This window comes from Nocardia coffeae, assembly GCF_019890715.1.
Classification (GTDB): domain Bacteria; phylum Actinomycetota; class Actinomycetes; order Mycobacteriales; family Mycobacteriaceae; genus Nocardia; species Nocardia jiangxiensis.
The window spans coordinates 68,644-94,730 of record NZ_JAINZY010000023.1 but is presented as its reverse complement, the minus strand read 5'-3'; the positions used below and the strand labels follow the sequence as shown (position 1 = coordinate 94,730).

At 65.2% G+C, this 26,087-nt stretch carries 20 protein-coding genes; 9 read left to right on the top strand and 11 right to left on the bottom strand.

All coding sequences use genetic code 11. The features are described 5' to 3' along the window. Positions 1-142 precede the first annotated feature (142 nt). Positions 143-472: a hypothetical protein gene (locus K7711_RS44255; RefSeq protein WP_222978679.1), complete on the bottom strand. Its 330-nt coding sequence runs from the start codon at positions 470-472 to the stop codon at positions 143-145. Positions 473-976: 504 nt separating this feature from the next. On the opposite strand from K7711_RS44255, the gene K7711_RS44250 reads away from it, so the two are divergent. Further along, the gene (locus tag K7711_RS44250) at positions 977-1,546 is read left to right on the top strand and encodes a hypothetical protein (protein WP_222978678.1); all 570 of its coding nucleotides are present in this window, start codon (positions 977-979) and stop codon (positions 1,544-1,546) included. A gap of 151 nt (positions 1,547-1,697) precedes the next feature. Here K7711_RS44250 and K7711_RS44245 read toward each other — a convergent pair whose 3' ends face one another. Further along, entirely contained in the window at positions 1,698-2,243 is a 546-nt protein-coding gene (locus K7711_RS44245; RefSeq protein ID WP_222978677.1) for a hypothetical protein, read from the bottom strand. An 881-nt stretch (positions 2,244-3,124) separates the two neighbouring features. On the opposite strand from K7711_RS44245, the gene K7711_RS44240 reads away from it, so the two are divergent. Both K7711_RS44240 and K7711_RS49485 read left to right on the top strand, forming a co-directional pair. Further along, complete coding sequence (locus K7711_RS44240; RefSeq protein ID WP_222978673.1) at positions 3,125-4,228, top strand: DUF4297 domain-containing protein; 1,104 nt, start codon at positions 3,125-3,127, stop codon at positions 4,226-4,228. Continuing rightward, on the top strand, positions 4,225-4,389 hold the full coding sequence (locus K7711_RS49485) for a PIN-like domain-containing protein (RefSeq protein WP_222978672.1): 165 nt from the start codon (positions 4,225-4,227) through the stop codon (positions 4,387-4,389). Before K7711_RS44240 ends, K7711_RS49485 begins: the two co-directional genes overlap by 4 nt. Before the next feature lie 563 nt (positions 4,390-4,952). Here the strand turns inward: K7711_RS49485 and K7711_RS44230 are convergent. Next, the gene (locus tag K7711_RS44230) at positions 4,953-5,552 is read right to left on the bottom strand and encodes a TetR/AcrR family transcriptional regulator (RefSeq protein ID WP_222978671.1); all 600 of its coding nucleotides are present in this window, start codon (positions 5,550-5,552) and stop codon (positions 4,953-4,955) included. Between the two features lie 92 nt (positions 5,553-5,644). Between K7711_RS44230 and K7711_RS44225 the strand changes: the two genes are divergently transcribed. Together K7711_RS44225 and K7711_RS44220 are read left to right on the top strand one after the other, a co-directional pair. Then, a complete protein-coding gene (locus K7711_RS44225; RefSeq protein ID WP_222978670.1) occupies positions 5,645-6,808 on the top strand; it encodes an epoxide hydrolase family protein in 1,164 nt (387 codons plus the stop codon). A gap of 362 nt (positions 6,809-7,170) precedes the next feature. After that, the gene (locus K7711_RS44220) at positions 7,171-7,947 is read left to right on the top strand and encodes a hypothetical protein (RefSeq protein WP_222978669.1); all 777 of its coding nucleotides are present in this window, start codon (positions 7,171-7,173) and stop codon (positions 7,945-7,947) included. Between the two features lie 195 nt (positions 7,948-8,142). Here K7711_RS44220 and K7711_RS44215 read toward each other — a convergent pair whose 3' ends face one another. From K7711_RS44215 to K7711_RS44205, 3 genes are all read right to left on the bottom strand, one after another. Further along, the gene (locus K7711_RS44215) at positions 8,143-8,901 is read right to left on the bottom strand and encodes a carboxymuconolactone decarboxylase family protein (protein WP_222978668.1); all 759 of its coding nucleotides are present in this window, start codon (positions 8,899-8,901) and stop codon (positions 8,143-8,145) included. A 24-nt stretch (positions 8,902-8,925) separates the two neighbouring features. Continuing rightward, positions 8,926-9,336: a (R)-mandelonitrile lyase gene (locus K7711_RS44210; RefSeq protein WP_235748747.1), complete on the bottom strand. Its 411-nt coding sequence runs from the start codon at positions 9,334-9,336 to the stop codon at positions 8,926-8,928. A 339-nt stretch (positions 9,337-9,675) separates the two neighbouring features. Continuing rightward, complete coding sequence (locus tag K7711_RS44205; RefSeq protein ID WP_222978655.1) at positions 9,676-13,020, bottom strand: protein kinase domain-containing protein; 3,345 nt, start codon at positions 13,018-13,020, stop codon at positions 9,676-9,678. A gap of 271 nt (positions 13,021-13,291) precedes the next feature. Between K7711_RS44205 and K7711_RS44200 the strand changes: the two genes are divergently transcribed. Next, entirely contained in the window at positions 13,292-14,473 is a 1,182-nt protein-coding gene (locus K7711_RS44200; protein WP_222978652.1) for a spirocyclase AveC family protein, read from the top strand. Between the two features lie 23 nt (positions 14,474-14,496). Here the strand turns inward: K7711_RS44200 and K7711_RS44195 are convergent, their stop codons facing one another. Then, the gene (locus tag K7711_RS44195) at positions 14,497-17,772 is read right to left on the bottom strand and encodes a protein kinase domain-containing protein (RefSeq protein WP_222978650.1); all 3,276 of its coding nucleotides are present in this window, start codon (positions 17,770-17,772) and stop codon (positions 14,497-14,499) included. A 124-nt stretch (positions 17,773-17,896) separates the two neighbouring features. Further along, positions 17,897-18,454 (bottom strand): TetR/AcrR family transcriptional regulator, encoded by a 558-nt coding sequence (locus K7711_RS49480; RefSeq protein WP_372460262.1) that lies wholly within the window; start codon positions 18,452-18,454, stop codon positions 17,897-17,899. A 78-nt stretch (positions 18,455-18,532) separates the two neighbouring features. Between K7711_RS49480 and K7711_RS44185 the strand changes: the two genes are divergently transcribed. Beyond that, positions 18,533-19,576: an aldo/keto reductase gene (locus tag K7711_RS44185; protein ID WP_222978641.1), complete on the top strand. Its 1,044-nt coding sequence runs from the start codon at positions 18,533-18,535 to the stop codon at positions 19,574-19,576. A 45-nt stretch (positions 19,577-19,621) separates the two neighbouring features. Here the strand turns inward: K7711_RS44185 and K7711_RS44180 are convergent, their stop codons facing one another. The 3 genes from K7711_RS44180 to K7711_RS44170 all read right to left on the bottom strand — a co-directional run bounded on the left by K7711_RS44180 (position 19,622) and on the right by K7711_RS44170 (position 23,314). Then, complete coding sequence (locus tag K7711_RS44180; RefSeq protein WP_235748746.1) at positions 19,622-20,800, bottom strand: cytochrome P450 family protein; 1,179 nt, start codon at positions 20,798-20,800, stop codon at positions 19,622-19,624. Positions 20,801-21,116: 316 nt separating this feature from the next. After that, complete coding sequence (locus tag K7711_RS44175; RefSeq protein ID WP_222978630.1) at positions 21,117-22,223, bottom strand: hypothetical protein; 1,107 nt, start codon at positions 22,221-22,223, stop codon at positions 21,117-21,119. Between the two features lie 158 nt (positions 22,224-22,381). Next, on the bottom strand, positions 22,382-23,314 hold the full coding sequence (locus tag K7711_RS44170) for a LysR family transcriptional regulator (RefSeq protein WP_222978627.1): 933 nt from the start codon (positions 23,312-23,314) through the stop codon (positions 22,382-22,384). Between the two features lie 103 nt (positions 23,315-23,417). Between K7711_RS44170 and K7711_RS44165 the strand changes: the two genes are divergently transcribed. Beyond that, positions 23,418-24,665 carry a cytochrome P450 gene (locus K7711_RS44165; protein WP_222978625.1) on the top strand — a complete coding sequence of 416 codons (1,248 nt, stop codon included), beginning with the start codon at positions 23,418-23,420 and terminating at the stop codon, positions 24,663-24,665. Positions 24,666-24,800: 135 nt separating this feature from the next. After that, positions 24,801-26,087 (top strand): MFS transporter, encoded by a 1,287-nt coding sequence (locus tag K7711_RS44160; protein WP_222978624.1) that lies wholly within the window; start codon positions 24,801-24,803, stop codon positions 26,085-26,087.

Here is a 26,087-nt window from a genome sequence, read left to right as displayed (position 1 = left end):
CTGAAACGGGTACAGAAACGACGAACGCCGCGACGAAGGAATCCGTCACGGCGCCAACAACATTCGAAAGCACGCGGCGGCCACGCCGCGGAAGCGGGTCAGAGTGAAGCCAGCGCCCGAGCTGAGTGCGACGCGTGAGCGTTCAATGGCCGAGAGCGGTGAATTGGCAGTCCGGGTCGTGGTGCCCGCTGCAGCTGATGATGCCCAGCCTGCGGGCAGCGACTGCCAGCTTGCGACGAGTCGTGGTCTCAGCATCGTCGATCAGCGGGCCGACGGCATCTTCGTAGTAATCGCGCGTCGAGTCACCGAGCGGAGGAAAACTGGCCTTCCGCCACATCCGCAGATGCAACCCCACGCCAGTGCTGTTGAGCGGCGCGGCGAGGCTGGTGGTCATCATCGCCGCGGCAACTTCGGCCGCGGTGCCCGGCCGGGGATCGGACCCTGCGGCAACACGTTCGAGCAACTCACGCACATGGCTGCGATACACGAACTCGGTCGACATCACCCGATGAGTCGGCACACACAACCCATCGCTGTGCCACAACAGATCCCGCGTCGCAGGGTGACGTTCCTGTGCTTGGCGGATCTCATCCTCCATACACTCTCGCTGCGCGAACACAGTGTTCACCATGGATTCGATGTGCCGAACAGATCATGCATGTCGCCGAGGGCTGACGGTTCACACTCACAAGTCACGGATGTCTCCTTTCTCGGTACAGGAGGTGGCTTCTGGCGCCGGTGCGAATTTGACGGATGTGCGGGCGCGCTGAGCAGGCGGGACGATCGACTTCGCTTGGAAGCCGTCTATGTCCGGACGCCGCGGCGGCCAGCCAGAACCCCTCGATCAGGCGGCAGAACGCTGCTGCTACTCAGCGGAATCGAGAAAGCTGTCCGCGCAATGCCCTCAGGCCAGCGGCGCCAGGTATGGTAGTGAGTGCGAGGGACTGACCGGTTTCACACGTGTCAGGAGATCGTCATGGACGAAAATCGCCGCCCCCGCGCCGCGCGAGTACGTCGCGGGTCATCCCCGGAAGTGGCCGCACGCCTGCAACGCTCACGCCGCAGAGCCCTGGACCACCGAGCCGCGGTGCGTGAACGGGAAAAGATCGTCACTGCCGCAGTGCGGGACTACATCAACGCGTGGCACGCCATCGGGCTCGTGCAACAGCGCCGTGACACCGACATCGATGACCTCAAACGCAGGATCCAGGATGTCACCGTCGGTGCCGCGAACGAGATCGCCGACCACGAACAGGCCCAGGCAGCGGCAGCAGCTGCAATTCAAGAACAAGGCCACACTGACAACGAGATCGCCGAGCTGCTCGAAATCAGCACGAAACGTGCGCGACAGCTGGTCTCCGCGTCCGGCAGGACGGAAGCGGCCAAAACCGGCAACTCGCAACCTGATACAGACTCGGAACAGGTCGGCGCGTCGGGCGTACATGAGTCCGAGGACTCGGATCCGTTAGGGGAGACTGGCCGCACAAGGGAGCTCGGACACGGGGCGCGGAAGGGGACGATGCCCGCCCGTGAGAGGCCCGACTGATTTTCTCGCAACGTGGATCACGCTGACCTAACTCGGTCACGCTGTCCAGCGTCGGCACCAGTCAGGATTGGACCGTTTGGTTTGGGCGGTGAATTGTCGGCCACGACTTAATCGATGTTGCCGCCGGCGTGAGCGGCTCGGTGACGGAGCCTCAGACATGGGCGTAGCCTCCGGCATTCCATACGGCCCATCGGAATTGGCTCGTGGATAACGACTGGCGAGTCGGAATGCGAGGATCCGGTGTAGTCGGCCAGTAGCAATAACCACAGCGGTGGCAGTACATTCCAGCGCTCCACAGCGCATACGCCGCAGGCCGCCCTCGGGAGATCAGGCTGTTGCGGCGCACACGACTGCGGACGAGCCCGAACGCTATGACGGCAGGACTGGCGACCGCGAGGACAAAAGCCGAACCGAACACGATGCCGGTGATCGTGTCGGTGACGGTGGGGTGCTCCACGCCGGGGTGGGCGAAAAGGTAACTCACCATCGTGATTAATACGACGAGGGCTGGAACCGTCATCAGCAAGCCCAGAACCATTGGACGTGCCGTCGACACCAACGGTGGGGTATATCGTGTCGCAGCAGCCAGTTGGGTGGTCTGGGTGCGTTCGGTGACTGCAGTGCCGAGTACGGGGACCACACCACTCGAGCTGAAGCCGATGCCAGAGAAGTAGTCGGTGCCCGAAAGCGTTGACACACCAGCAGAATTCAGCGCTGGAATACTCTGGACCGAGTCTGAGCTGCTGCAAGTTGGGCAGGAGATGTCATGGTGCACGGGCGCGTCCCTCGTTGTGATCGATGCTTGCGCTGTGTGGCCGAGCGTAGATCCAATGCCTCTCAATGGAACACTCCTGACGGTCGCTTGTCGAGAACCCAGGAGTCCGGTGGAACATTCTGTCCGCAGGGCGCTAGGAGTCCTGAAGTCGGCATGTCGGGCGAATATGGCAGATTCCACCTGCTCGACTACCGGCAAGCACTGGTCGAAACGGGCAGTGCTTGACTCGGCATCACATCACCGCGCTCAGCGAACTGGAGCTGTAACAGCGACTCTCTGTCTGTGTCCGCGAACTGTGACGTCGATCGACGGTCCCTTGTCTCGTGCAGTTGGGCCCACCGATCCTGAACTCGACTGCGAGGTGCACGGTGCGTGTGAGACCGTAGTGACGGCAGTATGCCGCAGTCGGTGGGTGGGCTGTCAGACCGCTGGCTACGCCCAGATAGTGAGCCACCACGGCTCGAGCAACTGGATGACGACGCGTTCTGCCAGTCCGATCGCCATTCGGTGGGTTAGATTGGCGCCCAACAGTTTTCGATAGTTCTGGTGCACAGTTGGCATCAGCGATACCTGTCCGATGCTGTGGTCGGCGGCTGGCGGCGTAATGAGACTATGAGGCATCGGATCTGGCTAAGGTCTCGATTTCAGCCAGGGCGATTCAGGGGGCGATGGTGCTCCGCTGTCAAGGCAGTGAATGTCTTGCGAGGCAGTCATACTCAACCGACCGGAGTGATCAGAAGGTTGCACTTCCTTCGGCTCGACATTTCCGACGAGGCGAGCTGATTAGCCGTAAAGTTGTGGGGGTGCCGCCGGAGGATCCAGCCCTGAGACCTGATGGCCGCCAGGCGGGCAAGCTCGGAAGGGCGGGAGCGACTCCGGAAGTCCTTCGCCCCTGGGAGATACCCACTCGCGCTGATGACCTCGACGGCCTCGCTGCTGTTGTCCAGCTTGACGACGCTGGCGCCACCACGGCTGACTTGTACGAGTGGCAGGCGGCCATGGCCGCCGCAGACGGGCTCTCGCTGTACCGTGATGCCCTCGACGAGCAGGGGCTACTAGATCCCACCTGCGACGACTACATCCTGTGCGAGTGGCATGAGGACTGGGTCGTATGTAGTGGGGATGCTATGGAACTTGTGTCGGGCAAGCATCGAAGCGCGGATGTCGGGGCCTACACCACGGTGAACAAGCTGGCCAATGACGGAGGGCTCGCCCACTTGTTCAATCGGTGGTTCGCGTTGGAGCAGAAACCGCTGTGTCGTCTGGTGACAACAGGCGGGCTCACCGTAGGTCCCGCACGAGACCTGAAGGCCCTGACCGTTCGAATGCGGGAACTCGAACCCGGAAGGCGCGCAACCGCTCTCACATCGGACGAGGCGAAGGTTGTCACGCAGTTGTGTGCGGCGACCATGGGTCATGACGATGGCACAGCTGAGCGGTGGACGCCTACTGCGACGTATCCCGGGGTTGCCGAAGAGGATCGGCATGATCAGATTCCACGTAACTATTATGGTGCTGAGTCCCTCGGTCGGGCCGTTGCTGTAAGGCAGGGGCACCCCGGCAACCGCGGCGGAGTGGTCCTGGTTGAGGCCGCGCAGGAACGGGTCGAGCTCGACGAGCCCGGCCTCGCGGACCTGTTTCATCCAGCCATCAAGATCTGCGCCTCGGTGCTCGCTCATGATCGATGCGAATTCACCGACGAGGCTGGCCAAGTCGCTCATCTCACGACAGGCATCGACGAGTTCGGACAGGTGAGCGCGCCGTCTGGATGGCAGGTCTTCGGGTCGGCTCATGATCCGCGAGGTCAGTCGTCGCGGAGACAGGCTGATCCGATCGCCTCCAACCCCGGCCCTGGTTCAGCTACTTGTGCAGCAGGTTCAGGCTGCCGGTGTAGCCGAGGGAGTTGATCGACGGCAAGATCGGTGATGAATTCGACGTCCAGACGCTGGCCACACTGACTCAGTTGGGGCGGAAGCGGTTCGACGCAAGGTGCCCGCCAGGGTGGGCCGACAGTAAGAAGAAGTGGACTCCACCGCGGGTGCGGCTGCGGATCAGCCGGGGGCAGTAGCCGCGCGGTGCTGGCGTCCCAGTAGACCGTTTCCAGGACGTGTTCGTGGTGGGTGGCGCTTGCGGCGCCGGGTGCGGGTTCGGCGCCTTTGCACCTCACCCGGGTGCACCGGCCCGCCATGTCGAGGTCGTCGATGTTGAGTTGGAGCAGTTCCTCTGCACGGGCGCAGATTTCATACAGCATCCGCCACAGGGTCTTCTCCCGCAGATGGACCTCGCGGTCAAAGATGATTGTGCCGGAGAAGGCCGCGCTGACTCGCCGTCGCCCCGCACCGCACTCTGGCCGGTACCCGAACCCCTGTCGCGCTAGTAAAGAGGTGCCGAGCGTGAATGTGCAGGTCGGTATGCCATTACTCGAATCCCACAGTGTCCCTGGAGCGTCCCAAGACAGGCACGAACACGATGGACGAGGCGACACATGGCGGACACGAAATAGCCTCTGACCTGGACTGAGTGTACGCCGCGGCACGCGCCGGACGATATGTGGCGGTTTTACACACCAGCGGTCGGGGGTTCGATCCCCTCTGCGCCCACTCGTCGATTGGCAGGTCAGAGCGCCGCGGGTCAGGGCTGGTCGCTCACGAGAGCGATTGCGCGCGTCTCGGGAACTCCCAGCATCAGCAGGCTCGTGATCGTCGCTGCTCGGGCGCCGCGGGTCCCATTCGACAGGTCGCTGTCCGCGATGGCGAATACGGTGCCGTAGGCAACCTGGCTCAGAATGCCCGCTGGTAGGTGCTGTGCGAATACGTCGCTGTCCTGGCCCCGTTTCACGAGGTCGGCGAGGAGTTCGTCGACCGGCCCGAGCAGGCTGTGGATCGCCTCGCCGTACTCGCCGCGGCGCAGTGCCAACAACACTCGGTACCGGTGCGCCACCGGCCAGAGGCGGGTGATGAATTCGACCCACGTCGCGTCCGCTTCGGTGTCGGAGGCGTCGACTTCGGTGAGCACGGTTGTCATTTCGGTGACGGCCCGCTCGGTGAGTGTTCGAACCAGGTCGAGGCGCGAGGGGAAATGGCCGTAGACCGTGCGACGGACGACGCCGGCGGCGGAGGCGATGTCGCCCATTCCGGCGTAGGGGTTCTCGCCCAGCACATCGAGGGCGACGTCGAGGATGCGATCGCGTGTCTCGTTCATCGAGCGCACACGGGAGGACTCGGTGGGCACGACACCATCGTTGCACACTGGTGTGCAATGAATTAGATTGCACACCAGTGTGCAATGAAGAGTTGCGCTGCTTCGAAGCTCAGGAGAAGGCAATGACCGCACCGACGCCGCTGACCTCGACCCTTGTCCGCCCGTTCACCGTCTCGATCTCGGATTCGGAGATCGATGACGTGAAGCAGCGACTGGCCCGTACTCGATGGCCGGATCCGGAAACGGTGGGCGACTGGTCGCAAGGGGTTCGCGTAGAGAACGCCAGATCGCTGGTCGACTACTGGGAACGCGGCTACGACTGGCGGCGCTTGGAGTCCGAACTCAATCGCTTCCCCCAATTCCTGACCGAGATCGATGGGCTGGACATCCACTTCATCCACGTCAGGTCCGAGAATCCCGACGCGATGCCGCTGATACTCACGCACGGATGGCCGGGCTCGATCGTCGAGTTCCTGAAGCTGATCGGCCCGTTGACCGATCCGGTGTCGTTCGGAGGACACGCCGCCGATTCCTTCGACGTCGTCGTCCCGTCGCTGCCCGGGTTCGGGTTCTCCCAGAAGCCCACGGAAACCGGGTGGACCGTATCGCGCATCGCAGACGCGTGGGTGGAGCTGATGAAGCGTCTCGGCTACCCGAGATGGGTTGCGCAAGGCGGCGATTGGGGTGCCGTCGTCACTACCGCCCTCGGGGCCATGCAACCCGAGGGGCTTGCCGGAATTCATCTGAACACCCAATACGCCTTTCCCGCAGAGATACCCGACATCTTGTCGCCCGAACAGCGCTACGCCGTGGAGACCCTCGCCCGCTATACCGGCGAGCTCGGTGGGTCGAACCACCTTCAGGGCACGAAGCCGGAGACTGTCGGATTCGCCCTGGCGGACTCTCCCGCCGGTCAGGCAGCCTGGATCTACGAGAAGTTCCAGTCCAAGACCGACAACCACGGGCTCGCCGAGGACGCCCTCGGCGTGGACGACATGCTCGACGCGATATCCCTCTACTGGTTCACCAACAGCGCGGCGTCCTCCGGCCGCATCTACTGGGAGAACAAATCGCTCACTTTCGCCGGCCCGAAGCTGACGCTCCCGGTCGCGGTGACCGTCTTCCCGAGGGACATCCCACTCCTGCCGCGAAGCTGGATCGAAGACACCTACAGCAATCTGATCCACTACGGTGAGGCCGACAAGGGCGGGCACTTCGCAGCCTTCGAACAGCCCGAGATCCTGGTCAGCGAAATCCGCGCCGGTCTGCGCACCCTTCGTTCCTGACGCCGACGCGCGAGCTGGGAGCGCACGCGTATCACCCGGGCTTCACCGAATCGACCGAAGGCGCTGGGGGGTGCAACTCGCCGACTTCGACGTTGTCGTACACGTGCTCACCGAGTTCGCGAGCGGACTGATGATGTCATCGAGACGAGCAGGAAGACCCGTTCGCAGAAGCGCCTCATGGTGAGCTACTCGGTTACGTAGCTCGGGCGCCATGGAAAGGGCGGAGTGCGGAACATCGGTTGCCGCGGATGCTGCCTGCATCAGCGACGGCGCCGTCCAGGTCGACCCGGGCGGAATGATAACAGGCACAACCGTTTTCGTGATGCCTGATTCTGGTCAGGTGGGCCACAGCCGATTACGGTATGCGTATGTACGTAATGCCGCCGCAACGGACCGAGGCACGGCCGACTGGCAACCGCGCAGGGTGGACGCTGATCGGGCCCGGGTTCGCCGCGATCATCGGCCTTGCCATGCTGACCGCGGTCTACCGGACCGACGGAAAGTCGGCGATCCAGTTCGAATTCCACATGTCCGGTCAAGCGGTGCTGTTGACCTGCGTCGTCGCATACCTGGTCGCGGCGATAGCCGCTGCTGGACTCGGATTTGTGCTCGGTGCACGATTCCCGACGGCGGTGACTCTGCCCGCGATCGTGCTCATGCTCATCGGCGCCGCGTTGACCGCGCTCGCCGCCGGCAGCGCCATGCTGCTGCCGGGACGCGTGCTCGACGGGCTCGGTACGGGTGCGGCCGCCGGAGTGACCGCGGCGCTGGTGCTTCGGCTCAACGCGCGGCGAGGTATCGCGGCTGCGGTGACGGCGGCGCTCGGTGTCCTGGCAGCGCTGATCGCACCCGTTGTCGCTCAGCTGATTTCAGATGCGACCAGTTTCCGCATGGCATATCTGGCGGCGATACCGTTCTTGCTCATCGCGCTGATCGTCAGCGCCGTGAGCGGAATCGCCTCGACCGAACGCCACGTCCACTCCGCCCCTTATGGCACACCGTATCCATCACAGGGGCCCGCTCAATATCCGAATCCAGCTCCTTACGGCACGCCGTATCCGCCGCAGGGACCGCCGCCCCAACATCCGAATCCAGCTCCCTACGGCACGCCCTACCCGCCACAGGCGCCTCCCTCCTGAGCCCGGATCAACCGATGGTGGTGTTTGCCCGGCGGGGCCATGAGCAGCCGGAAGCCGCTGTCCCGTCGCGCTTCCACCGCGCCGGTAGTGGCTCGGCCACGGCGACGCTGTAGCCCAGGGCGGTGCCCGCATCCGACGCTGGGCCCGTGGCCGCCAACGAGGGAGGGGCTGTCATTACCCCTGAGCGACAGCGATTCACGCCGCGGGCGCCGTGTCGTCGAGGACGCGTAGGGCGTTGAGGGTGCGTGGGTAGCCGAGGAAGGGGAGGAGTTGAGTGAGCACGGTCAGGAGCAGGGGTCGGTCGTTGCCGACCGTGCGGTTGGCCGTGACGTGGCCGCGTAGCTGGGCCTCGCAGCCGCCGAGCGCGGCGAGCATCGAGAAGGTCAGCAGTTCACGGGTTTTCAGATCCAGGCCGGTGCGGGTGAGGTGATCGCCGAAGCAGTTCGCCGACAGGTAGTGCTGGATGTGCACCTCGTCGTCGGCTGCCGCGGCGTACATCCCGTCCACGACCTGCTTGCCGACGATTCGTTGCTGGACCGCCAGCCCCTCCTGCTCGCGCGTCGAGGGCGAGGTGGTGGACTGGCCGGGCAGGGGGAGGTCGAGGCCGTGCTCGGCCAGCACGTCGTTGGTGGCGTGCAGCAAGTCGAATACCTTGCCCATGCCGACGTAGGGAACGGCCTGGTAGACGATCTCTCTGGCTTCCACGGGCGTGACGCCCACGGTGAGCGCCGCCCCGAGCATGACTCGGTACTCGCCGAGCGCCGGGATGGCGATGAGTGCGGCCAGTTGGGTCATGAGCCGGGTGCGGGTATCGAGCTCGCCGTAGCGCAGGACCTCGTCGAAGGCGAAATTGTCGAAAATCTCGATCAGTTCGGGGTCGGTGTTCCGCAGGGTCGAGACGTGTCCGGGGAACAGGGCGGCGTGGTTGGCGCGGGCGGTTTCGGTGAGTGCCATGGAGTTCTCCTTCGAAACGTGCGGTCAGGACCGATCGCGCTGGTGGTCGGCGCGCCGGTATTCGTCGTCGGTGACCTGCTCACCCCAGGTGGTCTCGGGGACGTTCGGGTCGCCCGCGCCCTCCCAGATCGCCAGATGGGTCATGAAGTTCTCGGAAGTCGCGCCGTGCCAATGCCATTCGCCCGGCGGGGTGTGGACGGTGTCGCCGGGACGCATCACGATCACCTTTCCGTCGCGGGTGGCCACCAGGCCGATGCCCTCGGTGACGTGCAACGTCTGCCCGACGGCGTGGGTGTGCCAGGCGGTGCGAGCGCAGGGGGTGAAATGCACGGCGTTCACTCTTGCTCGCGAGGGCTCCTCGCCCCGGTAGATCTGGTCGAACCACACCTCACCGGTGAACGACTCGGCAGGGCCCTTGCGAGATGCCGGATTCATCAGTCTCTCCATGGTGTCGAACCCTTTCCGCAGAAGTATCGATCCGTTGTCCGTATCCGAGTACACGCCTCGGGCCAAGGCTGTGGGAGTCACGGGGCTTCCAGGTAATCGCAGTACCTCCCTCGCACGGCACGCAGGTTTCAGGGATGCGGCTACTTTCGAACCTCACCCTGAACAACGGTGAGGCGTACAAGGCGTTGGAGAAGCTGTACGCCGATGGCCGGGTTCGCGCGATCGGCGTCTCGAGCGCGCCGGCCCGGACCCGGTCGACATCACCCGGGAGAACTACGGCGTCGAAATCCCGGAAGCCTGACGGACAGCGCGGTCGCCGCTTCGGGGTCACTCTCCGCGCACGTCGGCGCCATCGCTCGGTACGCCGTTTCGGATGACGGCACGGGTGGAACTGGCTGCGAACGGTCGGCGCACCGGCGCGGGGCGGCCCTGTTCGGCGATCCACGCGGCGATCTGGGCGCGTGAGGTGAATCCGAATTTGGTGAGGATGTGTTCGACGTGTCCCTGGGCGGTGCGCTGGGAGATGCTCAGGTGGGCGGCGATGGCCCGGTTGGTCAGGCCCTGGGAGACGAGGTCGGCCACCTCCTGCTCCCGGGGGGTCAGCTCGGCCGTGGGAAGCGGGCCGCGAGGTGTGGTCCAGCGTCGCACTTCCAGGGCGTAGTCGATCGCGGCGTCGATATCCATTGCGGCGCCTTCGCGGTGGGCGGTGTCGAATGCTTTGCGGCCGAGCGAATCACGTGCTGCTCGTTCGCAGTTCTCATGGTGGACGGCCAGGCTCGGGAACAGCACCGGGGGCGTGCCCGTCGACCGCGACAACGCCTGGGCGGCGCCCAGCAACATGGCGGCCCGCCGAACGCGGCCCTGGGACACCACCATCCATGCCAGTGTCTCCACGGACATCTCGGCCATCAGCGCGTCTTTCAGTTCCTTGATCAGCTGTAACCCTTGCCGGAGCAGTCGCAGTGCGCGGTCCTGGTCGCCCTGGCGCCACGTGGCCACCGCGGTTACCCACAAGGCATATGACCGGTGTACCGAATCGCCACACGATTCGGTGATCGCGAGGACCCTTTCCTGGTACGCGATCGCGGTTGCGCTGTCCTCCTGCAATTCGTGCGCCCAGACGAGTCCGAGAAGCGACCAGATCTGCCCGTAGACGTCGCCTTGCGCGGTGAACGTGTCGAGGGCGCTGTGCAGGGGTGCGCTGGCGCGGGCCGGTGCGCCGGCGAAGACCCGGTGCATGCCGCGGGCGAGGTCTGCGAGCGAGTGCACGATCGGGTCCTCGGTCGTTGCGGCGAGTGTCCGCGCATCGGTGACCAGTGCGGACGCCGCGCTGGGATCGTCCTGGAGGTCGGCCATCAGGCTGGCGCGCCACAATGCCATCGCGCGCGCCACGGTATGGGTCGCCGGTCCGGCGGCGAGGGCGCGGTCGAGCCAGTGCCTCGCCTCGCCGGTCAGTCCGTGGGAGAGCCAGAACGGTTGCAGGGCGGCCGCGAACGACAGTGCGGCGTCCGGTTCGGCTTCGGTGTCGGTCAGGCAGAAGTTCAGCGCCTCGCGGAGATTGGATTGTTCGCGGTGCAGGCAGGCGATCCAGCCGAGCTGGCGGGGATTGATCAAGTCGGCGTCGGCGCGCTCGGCGAGCTTGCGGTACCAATCCCGGTGCCTGCGCTGGAATTCCAGGTATCGACCGGCGTGTTCGAGTTTGTCGCGGCCGTATTCGCGGATCGTCCCGAGCAACCGGAACCGCACCACACCATCGGATTCCTCGCGAATCAGGATGGACTTGTCGACCAACGCGGTGAGCACGTCCAGTAGGCCCCCGGCCGCGAACTTGTCGCGGCAAACCTGTTCTGCGGCATCGAGTTCGACGCTACCGGCGAATACCGACAATTGCGCCCAGACCTGTTGTTCGGGCGGTGTGCACAGCGAGTAGCTCCAGTCGATGCACCAGCGCAGCGTCTGCTGGCGACTCGGCGCGCTACGGCTGCCGCCGGTCAGCAGGGCATATCGATCGGTCAGCCGCGCCAGGATCTGTTCGGGTGCGAGTGTGCGCAGTCGAGCCGCCGCCAATTCGATGGCCAACGGCAGCCCGTCGAGGTGGCGACAGATCTCTGCCACGGCGGCGATGTTGTCCTCGGTGAGCATGAAACCCGAAACTGCGGCGACGGCCCGTTCGACGAACAGAGCGACCGCGTCGTAGCGGGGCGCACCTCGTAGCGATGGGTCCCGATTCGTTTCGGGAACGGTCAGTGGCCGTACTTGTAGCGTTGCCTCTCCGCCGATGTTCAGTGCCTCGCGGCTGGTGGCCAGGATCCGGAGTCTCGGACACGCCGTGAGGATCGCGTCGGCGATCTGCGCCGCGGCATCGACGATCTGTTCGCAGTTGTCGAGCACCAGTAGTAGCCGCCGCGATTCCAGGTAGTCGATCAGAACCTCGAGCACCGGTTTCCCTTGCGGGCGTAGCCCTATGGCGGTGGCGATCACTCCCGGCAGCAGGGCCCCGTCGCGCAGCTGCCCGAGTTTGACCAGCCACACGCCGTCGGGGAAGTCTCGTTGAGCCCCGAGCGCGGCGCGCAGGGCCAGACGCGTCTTGCCCACTCCGCCGATTCCGGTCAGCGTCACCAGTCGGGAACTCGCGAGCAGTGTCTTGGTCTCGGTCAACTCGGTGCGCCGGCCGACGAAACTCGTCAGCTCGTGGGGCAGGGACCCCTTTCTGCCGACCGGTGGCCCGAGCGGATCGGGCTCCTGCGCGGTCGGTCGGTCGGTGGTCGGGGGGACCGTGGTGGGTGCCGCGATCTCGTCGACCGCCACCCCGTGTCCGGCCTCCAACTGCTGCAGCTCCGCGCCCAGCGCCGCCGCGGAGGGCCGCTGCTCGGGGGTGCGGTTCATGGCGTGCTCGATCACCTGCGAGAGGTCCTCGTCGATGCCTTGCCCGCGCAGGTTCGGCGTCGGCTGGGTGGTGATCCGCAGAAACTGGGCCACCACCTGCTCACCGTTGCGCCGCTCGAAGGCCGCGTGCCCGGTCAACGCGGCGAACAACGTGGCGCCGAGCCCGTAGACGTCCGCCGCGGGCGTCGGTGCCTCGCCGGCCAGCACTTCCGGCGCGGTGAATGCGGGCGACCCGACGATCGTGCCGGCGGTGGTGTGGAACGCGCCGGGTATGCGCGCGATCCCGAAGTCGGTCAAGGCCGGTTCACCGTAGTCGGTGATCAGGATGTTGCTCGGTTTGATGTCGCGATGCAGGATGCCGAGCCGATGTGTGGTTTCGAGGGCCGCGGCCAGCTTGACGCCCACTCGCAGCGCTTCGGCTGCCGACAGTGGACCGTGCCGGCGGATCCGGGCGTCCAGGGAACCGTGCGGGTAGTAGGGCGTGACCAGATAAGGCACCCCCGAGGTGGTGGTACCGACCTGCAACACACCCAGGACATTGGGCTGCCTGGTCAGTCGGCCCATCGCCCGCTGCTCTCGGACGAATCGTTGCATGTTCGTTGCATCCTCGGCGGTGAGCACCTTGACCGCCACGGTCCGATCCAGGGCGGCCTGGTTGCACCTGTACACCACGCCGAACCCGCCGCGCCCGATCTCCTCGGCGCCGGAGAATCCGGCGTCTGCCAGCTCGGATGTGACTTCTGAGATCGCGGTGCGTTGAGTTTTCGGCGAGTCGATTGCACTCATGCTCGAGTCCTGGTTTGTGGTATGGCTCACTCTACCGCCTGGTCGGCTGTGATCGCGATGAGTCGAAATATTGCATCGAACTGACAGTGCTGAGCCGTCGGGCGACTCGCCGCCCCGCCGCCGATGACGACGGCATCCCAGTCGTCCGATGCGTCCGATGTCCACGGCTCGAGTTTCGATATTGCATCTCGAATACCAGATGGATGCTCAGATACTAGTTGGTATATTGGCGGCGGTAGCGCGTGCGAGCGATGTGGATACGGGAGGCATCATGAGCGAGCTGTCGAACGAAAAGTCCTCGGTGACAGGGGAACTCGACTCAGCAGCGCCATCTGCCGAGGCTCGATCGGCTGCGCGGGATCGGCTGCGGGTGAAGCGAGTGCAGGTCTGGGCGACGGCGGGCGGGCTGCTTCTGGGTCTCCAGGTGTATGTGTGGGTCCGGTGGATCACCGGGCCGTACTTCCAGCGGGTGCCCGGCGGGCCGACCAGCCCGCCGATGTACATGAAGGCCTTCCTCACGATGAACGCCGTCGTGGTGTGTATCGGCCTGCCGGTGGCGATCTGGTGGTTCATCGTCCGGCCGTGGCGCCGGGAGCGCAGGATCACCCTCGACGGCATGTTGCTGGTGTCGATGGGGTTGATGTTCTTCCAGGACCCGCTGCTGAATTACCTGAACACCTGGTGCACCTACAACACCTGGCTGTTCAATCGCGGGTCGTGGTCATCGGATATTCCGGGGTGGGTCTCGCCCGAGCAGCCGGGCCACCAGGTTTCCGAGCCGCTGTTGATCAATGCGCCCGGTTACGCGGTCGGAGTTCTGATGATCACGATATTCGGCTGCTGGGTCATGCGCAGGATCTCCTCGCGCTGGCCGAATATCACCAATCTGCGGCTCATCGTGGTGACCTACGCCTTCACCTTCGTGCTCGACTTCGTCATGGAAGCGGGTTTCATGTTGCCGTTCGGGCTCTACACGTATCCCGGGGCGATTCGATCCGTCTCCTTCGCAGCGGGCACCTATCACCAGTGGCCCGTGTACGAGGGGTTGATGTGGGGTGCGGTCCAGGCGGGCCTGTGTTGTCTGCGGTTCTTCACCGACGAAGACGGACGCACCGTCGTCGAGCGCGGACTCGATCATCTGCGTGGCGGATCGGCGCGGCAGCAACTGGCCCGGTTCCTCGCGGTTTTCGCCGGTGTCAGCGCATGCTTTTTCTTCTTCTACAACGTGCCCGCGCAATGGATCGGCACGCATTCCGATCCGTGGCCGGCGGATCACCTGAAGCGCTCGTATTTCAACGGGGGTATCTGCGGTGACGGTACCGACGTGCCGTGTCCGGACCCCGCGCTGCCGATGCCGACGAAGCGGTCGGGTTACCTCGACACCAACGGGAAGCTGATACTGCCCGGCGTTGCCGGAGTGCCGCGGACCGTGCCCTTCGAACGCACGAATTGACCTCGGGCGAACGATGTTTCACCTCAGGTGTGCTGCCTGTCCGTGTCCTCGATCACCCAGGCGGCGATCTGCACGCGGGAGTTGAATCCGAGCTTGGCGAGGATGTGTTCGACGTGGCCTTGGGCGGTGCGTTGGGATATCACGAGTTTCGCGGCGATCTGCTTGTTGCTGAGCCCTTGGGCGACCAGGTCGGCGACCTGCTGCTCACGATTGGTCAGATGTACGGCAGGGTGTGGTGCCGCAGTGGTGCGGTCGTCTCCGAGTGCGAAGGTGAGTGCGGCGGCCATACCCATCGACTGGCCGCGGCGGAATGCCGTGCCGAATTTTCGGTTACCGAGTGCGCGACGCGCTGTCTGCTCACATCTCTGGTGAAAAGGCGACATATCCGGAGAGATGATCGTGGCGCTGCTCGTGGCCGGCCACATGGTGTCGGTTGCCCCCATCAGCACCGCGGCCCGTTCGGGATCGATATCCGCCACCACCCATGCCAGGGACTGAAGCACGAAAGAGGCGCTGACCGGGCTGTTCAACTCGCTGTTCAGGCGCAGCGCGGTCTCGATCAACTGCTGCGCACGGTCCCGATCGCCCTGCTGCCACGCCTGCACGCCGATTCCGCGCAGGGCGGCACTGCGATAGGCCAGCTCGCCGGACGGCTCGGTGACGGCCACCATTCGCCGGAAGTATTCACTCGCCTGTTCCAGGTCGTCGCGCATTTCACAGACCCACCCGAGATAGGCCAAGCAGCTGACATACAGCTCGGATTCCCGCTGTGATTCGAGTCGGCGCACGGCGCTGTCGAGGAACGAGCACGCTCGGTCGACCTCGCCGCTCAGGAGTGCGAAAGTGCCGTCGGCGTGATCGATGTGCGCCCGGATCGTGGGGCTCGGGTCCTGTTCCGCGAGCACCCGTGCCTTCGCCAATGCTGTTTCGGCGGTAGCCAAGTCGCCATGCGCGGAGGCGAGTTGGAGTTCGACCCACAGCGCGCGTACCCGGTTCGGTATCGGGCCGGCGTCGGGACGGGCCAGCGCGCGCTCGATCCACGATCGGCCTTCGCCGTAGAGTCCGCCGAAGAACCAGAATCCGTGCAATGCGACAGCGGTTTGCAGGGCCGCGTCGGCCGCCTGCGCGGACTCGTCGCAGAGGAAGGAATCGAGTGCCTCGCGAAGGTTCGGCTTCTCCCGATCCAGGCGAGCGAACCAGTACGGTTGCCGACGGCTGAGCCACTCGGCGTCGGCCTCCAATACCAGCTCTCGATACCAATCCCGGTGTCGCCGCCGCAGTTCCTGGTATTCGCCGGATTCCTGCAGCTTCTCCCGACCGTATTCGCGCAGTGTTTCGAGCATTCGGAAGTGCACGACGGCGCCGGCTTCTTCTCGGACCAGAATCGATTTGTCCACCAGCGAGGACAGCACGTCGAGCACGCTCTCCAGCGTGTGCAGGGGACCGGATACCTGTGTGGCAGCGTCGATTTCGAAGGTTCCGGCGAAGATCGTCAAGCGGGCCCACAGCTGTTGTTCGGCCGGGGTGCACAGCCCGTAGCTCCAGTCGATACACCATCTCAAGGCTTGTTGCCGGGTGGGTGCGGCACGGCTTCCGTGGGTCAGTAACGAATAGCGGTTGTCCAGGTGCTGCAGGATCTGTGTCGGGGACATCGAACGCAGTCGAGCCGCGGCCAGTTCGATCGCGAGCGGCAAGCCGTCGAGGCGGGCGCAGATCTGCGCGATGGCCGATTGGTTCTCCTCATCGAGCACGAATCCCGGCAGGGCGGCGACGGCACGGTCGGTGAACAGCGTGACCGCGTCGAACCGGGGCATCCGCGCCAGCGTGGGCTTCTGGTCGGGGACCGTCAACGGCGGCACTCGAACCACCGACTCCCCGGCGATGTTCAGCGCTTCGCGGCTCGTGGCGAGGATCCGCAGATCCGCACAATTGCGCAACAAAGTGTCGGCCAGTTTCGCTGCCGCATCCACGAGGTGCTCGCAATTGTCCAAGATCAGCAGCATTTCCCGGGAGCTCGAGAAATGGATCACCACGTCGAGCAACGATGCGCCCGGCATATCCCGCAGGCCGAGCACGGCTGCGACCGCGTCGACCAGAAGTGCCGGATCGGATACGTCGGCGAGTTCCACCAACCATGTTCCGTCGGCGAAGTCGCGTTGCTGGGTCGAGGCGACACGCAGCGCCAAGCGGGTCTTCCCGACGCCTCCGATGCCGGTCAGTGTCACCAGTCTGGACGAGGACAGGAGGTTCTTGACCTCGGCCAGCTCGCTGCGCCGGTTGATGAAGCTGGTCAACTCCGACGGCAGATTGCCGCGGCCCCGGCCGCTTCCCGGCGCCCCCAGCGCTGCCGGGGGCTGCGGCGGGACAGGAGCCGTCCGGTCGCCGGACGGGCGGCCGGGCTCGGCGGGCAGCGCCATCTCGTCCACCGGAAAACCGTTCTGCTGCTGGCTCCGGCGCAGAGCCTCGCCCAACGCCGCGGCCGTGGGCCGGGCGTCGGGATCGCGGCTCATCGCCGTGGAAACGAGTGACGCGACGTCGTCGGGAAGACCGTTCTGCTGGAGATCCGGAATCGGCTCGGTGGTGATGCGGAGAAACTGCGTCATCACGTTCTCCCCATCGTGGCGTTCGAACGCCGCATGGCCGGTGAGTGCGCAGAACAGTGTGGCGCCCAGGCCGTACACATCAGAGGCGGGGCCGGGTGTGCCGCCTTCGAGAACCTCGGGCGCGGTGAATGCCGGTGATCCGGTCAGTGTGCCTGCCGATGTCCGGAACCCGTCGGTGATGTGCGCGATGCCGAAGTCGGTCAGCGCCGGTTCACCGTACTCGGTGAGCAGGATGTTTCCCGGCTTCACGTCGCGGTGCACGATACCGAGACGATGAGCGCTCTCGAGTGCTCCGGCGATCTTCACCCCGATCGACAGCGTGCCTTCCGGCGAGATCGGTCCGTGCTTGCGGATCCACACTTCCAGCGAATCCGCCGAGTGGTACGGCATCACCAGATAAGGGCTCCCGCCGGCGGTGGAACCGACCTCGAGCACGGTCACGATGTTCGGATGCCCGGTCAACCGGCCCATCGCCCGCTGTTCGCGAAGGAAGCGCGCCCTGCTGTCGGCATCCAAACTGTCGGTGAGGACCTTCACCGCGACGGTCCGTTCCAGCATCACCTGCCAGCACCGGTACACCACGCCGAACCCGCCGCGGCCGACCTCCACCGCGTCCTCGAAACCCGCAGCCTCCAACTCCGCCGCGAGAGGCGTAACGACCTCGCGGCGCGTGCACAGTGCTTCGTCGTCGGTCATCGGTCGCGTGTGCGTCCGCCGACCTCGTGGATACCGGGCATCAGCTCATCTTTCTCCGCGCACAGCTTATCGCCGCGCCGCCGCGCCTCGAGCCGAATCCAGGTTCAGGTTCCGTTGTCTCGGATCAGCAGTGTTGTTCTGGTCTTCGCCGGTCGAGGATTGCCAGCAGTGCGTTGGTGAAGGGGGTGGGGTCGAGGTCGCCGCGGATGGCCAGTTGCTGGTTGTAGCCGCTGCAGATGGCTACGAATGCTTCGGCGATCTGGTCGGGGTCCTGGATGTCGTCCTGGGGCAGGAGGTTGATGACGGCGTTGCGCAGGGCCGTCAGTTGGTCTTGGACGATCGTGGAGAGAGCGGGGGAGAGGGCTGCCTCGGCCATGATCTGTGCGGTCAGTTTGGCGTGGCCCGTTTCCCTGGCCAGGGTTCGCACGTGTTCGAGGAAGGTGGTGACGGCCTCTGGGGTGAGTGCGCTCGGGAACGCGCTGCTCGCCTGTTCGCAGACCGCGATGACGATCTGGTCCTTGCTGGTGAAGTAGCGGTAGATAGCGCCGTTGGACAGGCCGGACTCGGTGATGATGTCGGTCATCGAGGTCCCGGCGAAACCCTGTTCGGCGAAACATGTGCGCGCCGCGTCGACGATCTGCTGGCGGCGGGCATCCAGGTGTTCTCGGCTGACTCTGGGCATAAGAGAGGGAGCGCTCCATTTATTTGGTAGGTTGGGTCATCGTAGCTCGTCACAACCCTTTCCGAGAAGGAGCGTTTCATGCGGTATCGGACCTTCGGACGTCGGACCGGCCTGCGGGTCTCCGAATTCGCGCTCGGCACATCGAACTTCGGGATCGAAGCGCCGAGTATCGGTCCCGAGGCCTCCCGTCTGATCTTCGAGACCTTCGCCGACGCCGGCGGGACGACGATCGACGCGTCGAACATCTACCAGAACGGGCAGGCCGAGACGATGCTCGGCGAACTGCTCGAATCGCGTCGCGACGATTTCGTCGTGATCACCAAATACAGCGGCACCCGGGAGGCGAATCCACGTCCCGCGACCACCGGCAACAGCCGCAAGATCATGATCCGCTCGGTGGAGGCGAGTCTGCGGCGACTCCGGACCGAGTACGTCGACGTCTTCATGCCGCACTTCCCGGACGGGGTCACCCCGATCGAGGAGATCCTGCAAGGGCTCGACGATCTGACCCGCTCGGGCAAGATCGTGCACGGCGGCCTGTCGAACTTCCCGGCCTGGCGGGTCTCCGGAGCTGCCGTTCTCGCCGATCAGCGCGGTCTGGCCCCGCTGGTGGGTATCGAAACCGAGTACAGCCTGGCCGAGCGCTCCGCCGACCGCGAGTTGCTGCCGATGGCACAGGCCCACGGGCTGGGCGCGCTGCTGTACTCGCCCCTGGCCGGTGGCCTGCTGACCGGCAAGTACCGGACGGGCGGCCGGGGACGGCTGAGCCCGCGCGGCACGGTCGAACGCGATGCGCAGCAGACCGCAGTGGTCGACACGGTTCTCGCCATCGCCGAGGAGCTCGATTCCACCGGCGTCGAGGTCGCCCTGGCCTGGCTGCGTCACCGAGCCGTGAGCACCGCGACGGCCCTGGTCCCGATCCTCGGACCGCGCTCGGTCGACCACCTCGAGCAGTACCTCCGCTCGCTCGAACTCGAACTCGACGCCCAGCAGTACCAGCGCCTCGAGACGATCAGCGCGGTCCGGCTCGGAACTCCACACGAGGATGTCGAAGCGGCCCTGGCCCATGGCGCGGACGGCGACCGCACGCAATTGGCGGCGCCCAGCGTCCCGGTGAGGTGAGTTCGACGCTCCACCCGGGCTCCTGGGTTCACAGTGTCGCGGGTCTCAGACCACCTGGTTCGGCCGCAGCGGCGTGAAGATCACCGGCATCGCGGTCAGAGCCCGGTGGAATGGGCCCGGCCGCCAGACCAATTCTTCGGGGCGGATCGCCAGCCGGATTTCACCCACGCGGTCGAAGAGTTGGTCGATGGCGCTCTCGACGGTTCGGTAGGCCACATCCTTGGCAGGGCAGACGTGTGGGCCCGAGCTCCACGCCAGGTGCGAGCGGTTACCGATACTGTTGGCACTGTCACCGCGGATGCGCGGATCGTTGTTGCATGCGGCGAGGCTGATGAGTACCGGTTGATCGGCCGGTAGCCAGACGCCGTCGATCTGAATCGGTTGCCGCGGATAGGTTGTGCAGAAGTTCGCCATCGGCGGGTTGTTGAACAGGACCTCGTCGAGCGCGTCGGTGGTCGACAAGTTGCGACCGCTCTCGGGTTGGAATCGCGGGTCGGTCAGGATGAGCAGCAGGGCATTGGCCATGAACGTGCGCTGCGCCTCGAAACCCGCGCCGTAGAAGCTCATCAGCTGTGCGAACACCTCGATGTCGTCGAGGCCGTTGGGGTGATGAGCCAGGTGCGAGGTGACGTCGTTGCCGGGCTGCTCGCGCTTGAGCGCGATCAACTCCATGAGCGCACCCCGGAGATCCACCATGCCCTGTTTGGCCTTGACGCGGTCGGAGTCGAAGCGGTCGGCCATCCCGAGGGCCACGCGCGTGCCGATATCGGCCGGACAGCCGCACATCTGGTTGAGTACCTCGAGTACCAGCGGAAACGCGTACTGCATCACGAGATCGGCCGAGCCGTCCTGACAGAACGTGGTGATCAGCGGTACGGCGGCCCTCTCGACCATGCTCAGGATGGCGTGCTGGTCGATGTGATCGATCGCGACCACCGAGGGTTCGCGATAGCGCTGATGCGCCGCGCCGCTGTTGTAGCGGGCCGCTGGATACCACTCCATCATCGGGCGGACCGGCGAATCCGCGGGGATGGACTTCTGCCAGGCGCGTGGGTCGGACGGGAAATGGTCGGGATCGTTGAGAATGCGGACCGCGGTGCTGTAGCCGATGACGAGAGTGGCCGGAACGTCGGGAGCCAGTTCGACGGGGACGAGGCTGGAGTGCTGCTGGCGCATCCGGTCGTAGGTGTGGTGCGGTTCGGTGACGAATTCCGATGTGTCCATACGGAAACGAATCTCCGAGGTGTCATCCGAGGGTGCGCCGTGCTGGACGGGACATACGCCGGTCGCCGTCGTGTACGGGTCGGGAACAGGTGCTTGCGGTGTGGTCAAAGACGTGACTCCGGACGATGAACGGGAAATACGACGAGAATTGGGTCGAGCGCGGAAGACCGATGCGCTCACGTGGGTAGCACGAGACCGGCTGTGTGCCCGATTGCGAAGGCGACATCTTCGCAGGGGGCGATGAACTCTCGTGCGGTACTTGGTGTCTCGCCCACGCATAGCAACATAGCAGCGATGAGGGCGACGGGCTCGCCCGTTACCCGACCGATGCCTCGGTGGTCAGCCGCGTCATCGTGGCTGCGGCTTGCTCTGCCTCGGCAACGCTGCAGCGCCCCAGACCGCATGCGGTCGCGACGCCGTAGGCGGTGCGGCCGGCCGCCTCCTCGAACAGGTGTAGCGCGCGGGCACTGTCCGCGTCGGGCGTCGAGGACGCCACGCCGGCGATGAGGCTCCACTCCGGGGACAGGCGACGCAGCGGTGCGTAGAACGCGGGATCCTGCGGAGCCGGTTCGCTGCCGAAGGCGCACGGAATGTGCACGGCGGGAAGGGGAGTGCCCTGCATGCGTAGGTGCTGCGCGGTGTGGTTCAGCAGGGTGACCGCGGGGGCCAGCGACCGCGGGCCGAGTAGCGACTTGTGCTGGTAATCGCCGTAGCAGAGGTGGACGACACTGTTCGCCCCGACGTTGTGCATTCGGCCGAGCAGCCCGGCGAGCTGACGGGCCAGCAGCGGCGCGGCCGCCCACTTCGCGCTCAGCTGTTCGGCTTTGACCATGCCCAGCAGCGCGAACGGCGATTCGACCTGCCAGATCACTCGGTCGCCGTAGCGATCGTTCACCGCGGCGATCTCCTCGAGCGCGGCTTCGGTGAACACCGGCAGCGCCCGCAGGGCGGCCACGATGAGATTCGATCGCCGCAGCGCCTGCCCGAGCGGGAATCCGGCCGACACCGCTGCGCCGGCGAATACGAACATCGCAAGATCCAGTGGGTTGGGTTGACTCAGTTGTAGTTTCGTCTGCGCTAACTCCGGTCGATCGGCGCGTAGTGCGTCGAAGGCGGCGACCACGGATTCGATGCGGTCGAACCGGTCCATCGATACGTGCCGCGGCTCCAGCTTCGCACCCGGGCGCAGGCCGTAGCTGGGGAAGTCGCTGTAGTCCGCGTACTCGCCGGCGCGGACGATCTCGAAGACGTCATCGTGTTCGGCGCGGCCGAGGAGGTACTCGATGATCCACTCCGGGTCCAGATCGCAGGGCAGCCCGGTCGGATGGCCGCCGCTGTTGTCGGCGAACCAGCGCAGTACCGCGCCGTCCCCGGTCATCAACTCCTTCGGAACACTGCCCACAAAATGCGCGTATCTGGTCATCGAGACTCCTCGTGGTTCCGTTCGGCCCGATAACATTCTCGGCCGAATCGCTTGCCTCCGAGAGAAATTCCGCGAAGTACGAGGTCAGCGTGGGTGCTGTGGTGTGATGATGCCGATGTGCGGACGCGATGAGTTCCGCGAGATGAGGGTCGAGAGGGCTACTCGTCGCCGTCGAGGACGACTCCCAGGCGATGTGTCCGCGACAGCACCTCCCGGCAGTAGGACACCACCGCCTGCGCTCGTCTGGTCAGTTGAACTTCCTCGGCCTGGGCCAGGACCACGGGCAGGGCGGCGATGGGGTCGGAGAGAGGTTTCGCGGCGACGGGTTCGCCCTCGTAGGAGAAGTCGACCTCGGGTTTCTGGATCAGCAGGGAGTAGCCCAGGCCGCGACCCACCAGCGAGCGGACCATCTCGAATTGTCCTGTGACATGGCGGATTCGGGGCTCGATGCCCGCGGCGCGGAGCAGGCCGGTGAAGTAGCCCATGCTCGGGTCGACGTCCAGGGCGATCATCGGTTCCTCGGCCAGATCCGCCAGGGATATCGAGACCTGTTGTGCCAGGGGATGATTGCCCGGAACGATGGCGTGCGGACGGGTTGCGTACAACTCCGTGCACCGGATGCCGGGAAAGATACCGGTGTCGTAGAGGATCGCCAGTTCGAACTGGCCCGCCAACAGGGCCTCCTGCAGCGCGTCCTGGGAGCCCTCGCGGAAGTGCAGGGCGATCGGCGGATTCGTCGTGGCCAGCTGGGTGACGAGTTCGGGCAGTACGAAGGGGGCGATCGTGGTGAAACAGCCCAGGGTGAAATCGCCGCCGATCGATTCGCCGAAATGCCTTGCGGCGGACACAAGTTCGTCCGCTCGTAGTAGTAGCGCCCGCGCGTGCGGGAGCAGCTCGCGACCGGCGGTGGTCAGTGTCAGTCCCCGCGACTTGTGCCTGACCAGCAGTTGAGTGCCGACATCCCGTTCGAGTTCGGAGATGCCGATGGATATCGAGGACTGCGAAACGTGCAACTCGGCCGCCGCTGCGGTCATCTGGCCGGTTTCCGCGGCCACGGTGAAGTACTGCAGCTTCCGCAAGCTGAGGGACATGAAGAAATTTTATGTGGTCATCCGATTAATTGCAATTGACTTATGTATTGCCGCGGTAGACCATTTTCTTGTATCCGATTGCGATTCGACAAGGTTTCACACGATGACCATCACGCCTGATGTCCGTACCTGTCCCATCGATGCGGACTTCGATCCCCTTTCCGAAGAGTATCTCGACGATCCGTATGCCCATCAGAACGCCGTGCGCGATCGGGGCCCGATCTTCTATTCACCCCGGCTCGATATGTACGTCCTGACCCGATACGAGGATATCGAGGCGGTATTCCGCAATCCGTCGGTCTTCTCGGCCACCATCCAGCAGCAGCCGGTATTCGATCTCGCTCCCGAGACCAAGAAGATTCTCGTGGAGAAATTCACCACCACCGCCGTGATGTCGGACTGCGATCCGCCGATGCACACGCGGATCCGGGCGCTGAACATGAAGGGCTTCTCCGCTCGCCGGATCGCCGCGCTCGAGCCCCGGGTGCGGGCCAAGACCATCGAACTCATCGACCGGATCGAGCCCGGCCCGGTCGATATGGTCGCCGCGCTGAGCTATCCGCTGCCCGCCTTCGTCGTCTCCGCTCTGATCGGCTTTCCCGAGGAGGATGCCGATCGGATCAAGGCGTGGTGTGGCAACCGGATCGAATTCAGCTGGGGAGCGCCGTCCGTCGCGGAGCAGGCGGAGGTCGCGAACAATATGGTGAGCTACTGGGAATACTGTCAGCGGTTCGTCGAATTCCGGAAAGAGAATCCCGCGGACGATTTCACCAGCTATCTGCTGGCGGCGCACCGGGAGAATCCGGAGAGCATTTCCGAATACGAGATCGCGAATGTCACGTTCGGTCTGAGTTTCGCCGGACACGAAACCACCACCAGTCTGGCGGGTAGTGCGCTGCGTCGATTGTTGTCGCGCCGGCAGCTGTGGGAGGAGATCTGCGCCGACCCGTCACTCATTCCGGGGGCGGTGGAGGAGATGCTGCGATACGACAGCGCGGTGATCGCCTGGCGACGCCGCACCACCCGGGAGGTCACCGTTGCCGGAGTCGAAATACCCCAGGGCGCAACGGTTCTGCTGCTGCTGGGCGCCGCGAACCACGATCCGTCGCACTTCCACGATCCCGAAGTCCTGGATATCCGCCGGGCCGACGCGAAGGCGCATCTGGCATTCGGGAAGGGCATCCACTTCTGCCTGGGCGCGGCGCTGGCCCGGGTCGAGGGCCGGGTCATCCTGGAGGAGTTGACCAAGCGCGCGCCGGAGATGACGCTGCTCCCACAGGAGTTCACCTTCCCGCGCAACATCTCCTTCCGCGGCCCGAAACAGCTGTGGGTGCAGTGGCCGGGCCGATGAGCCGTGTCGAATCGCCGAAGACGGCCAGATCCGTTCGCATGATGGCATTCATGCCACTTGTCCGGGCGGATCCAGCCGGTGATGCTCGTTGTCAACCTCGAAAAACGTGAATCATCAAGGCAAGGAGCGATGTTCATGCAGACCTCAGACATCGGTGCCTCGGCGATCCCTCGCCAGTGGATCAAACCCGCGGCCGCGGTGGCGGCCGCGGGGTGGGGCGCACAGCAATTCACGCCGTTGCTACTCGTGTATCAGGATCGGCTGCACCTGACCAATACGATGACCCAGCTGACCTTCGCCGCGTACACCGCGGGTCTGCTGCCGGGTCTGCTGTTCGGCGGTCCGTTCTCGGATCGCTTCGGCCGCAAGGCGGTGATGATCCCGACGATGCTCGCCGCTCTGCTCGCATCGCTGCTGCTCATCGCCGGTCCGTGGGGAATCGGCTGGCTGATCGCCGGACGTCTGATCACCGGTGTCGCCAGCGGCGCGGCGTTCAGCAGCGGTGCGGCGTGGCTCAAGGAATTGTCCAACGCCGAATCCCACGACGTCACCCAGGGCGCGCGCAGGCTCACCGTCGCCATGGGCATCGGGTTCGCACTCGGTCCGTTGGTCGCCGGTGTGCTGGCGCAGTGGGCGCCGGACCGGACGATCGTTCCCTACATCCCGCATCTGCTGCTCGCGGGGCTCGCGCTGATCCTGGTGGTCCGGACCCCGGAGACGCTGACCAAGAATCCGGACGCGGGAATCCTTGCCGCACTGCGGATTCGAGAGGTCCGGGATCGGCGGTTCCTGATGATCGTCGCACCGTTGGCGCCGTGGGTGTTCATTCCGGTCGCGGTGATCCTGGCGTACGTACCGGCGATCATCCACGACAGCACGCGCAGCTGGGCGATGCTGTTCGCCGCGATCGTGACGACGTTCAACGCGGGCGCGGGCATTCTGGTGCAGAAACCGGCCAAGGCGATCGCCGCACACGGGCGGCAGTACCTGATCCTGACGGGTTTCTCGCTGGTGGTCGCGGGTCTGCTGCTGGCGGTCGCGGCGGTGCGTTTCGCCAGTCCCACAGTGGCTTTGATCAGCAGTCTGGTGCTGGGCGTCGCGTACGGATGTCTGCAGGTGTGCGGTCTGCTGGAGGTGCAGAGCATCGCCGATCCGGCCCGGCTGGGCGGTCTGACCGCGGTGTATCAGGCACTGACGTACATCGGCTTCGCGGCGTCGTTCGTGCTGGCGCTGTTGGCCCCCTGGGGAACTCCGGTGCAGCTGCTGCTCTACACGGCCCTGCTGGCGGCGCTGTGCTTCGGCTGGTTGATCCGGGCGCAGCGGGTGCTGGACCCGAAGGTTCCCGGGCCCGCCGCGGCGGTTCCGCCGGTACCGACCGAGGTCCGGCATCCCGCGCGGAACGCTTCGGGCGGACGGGGTTAG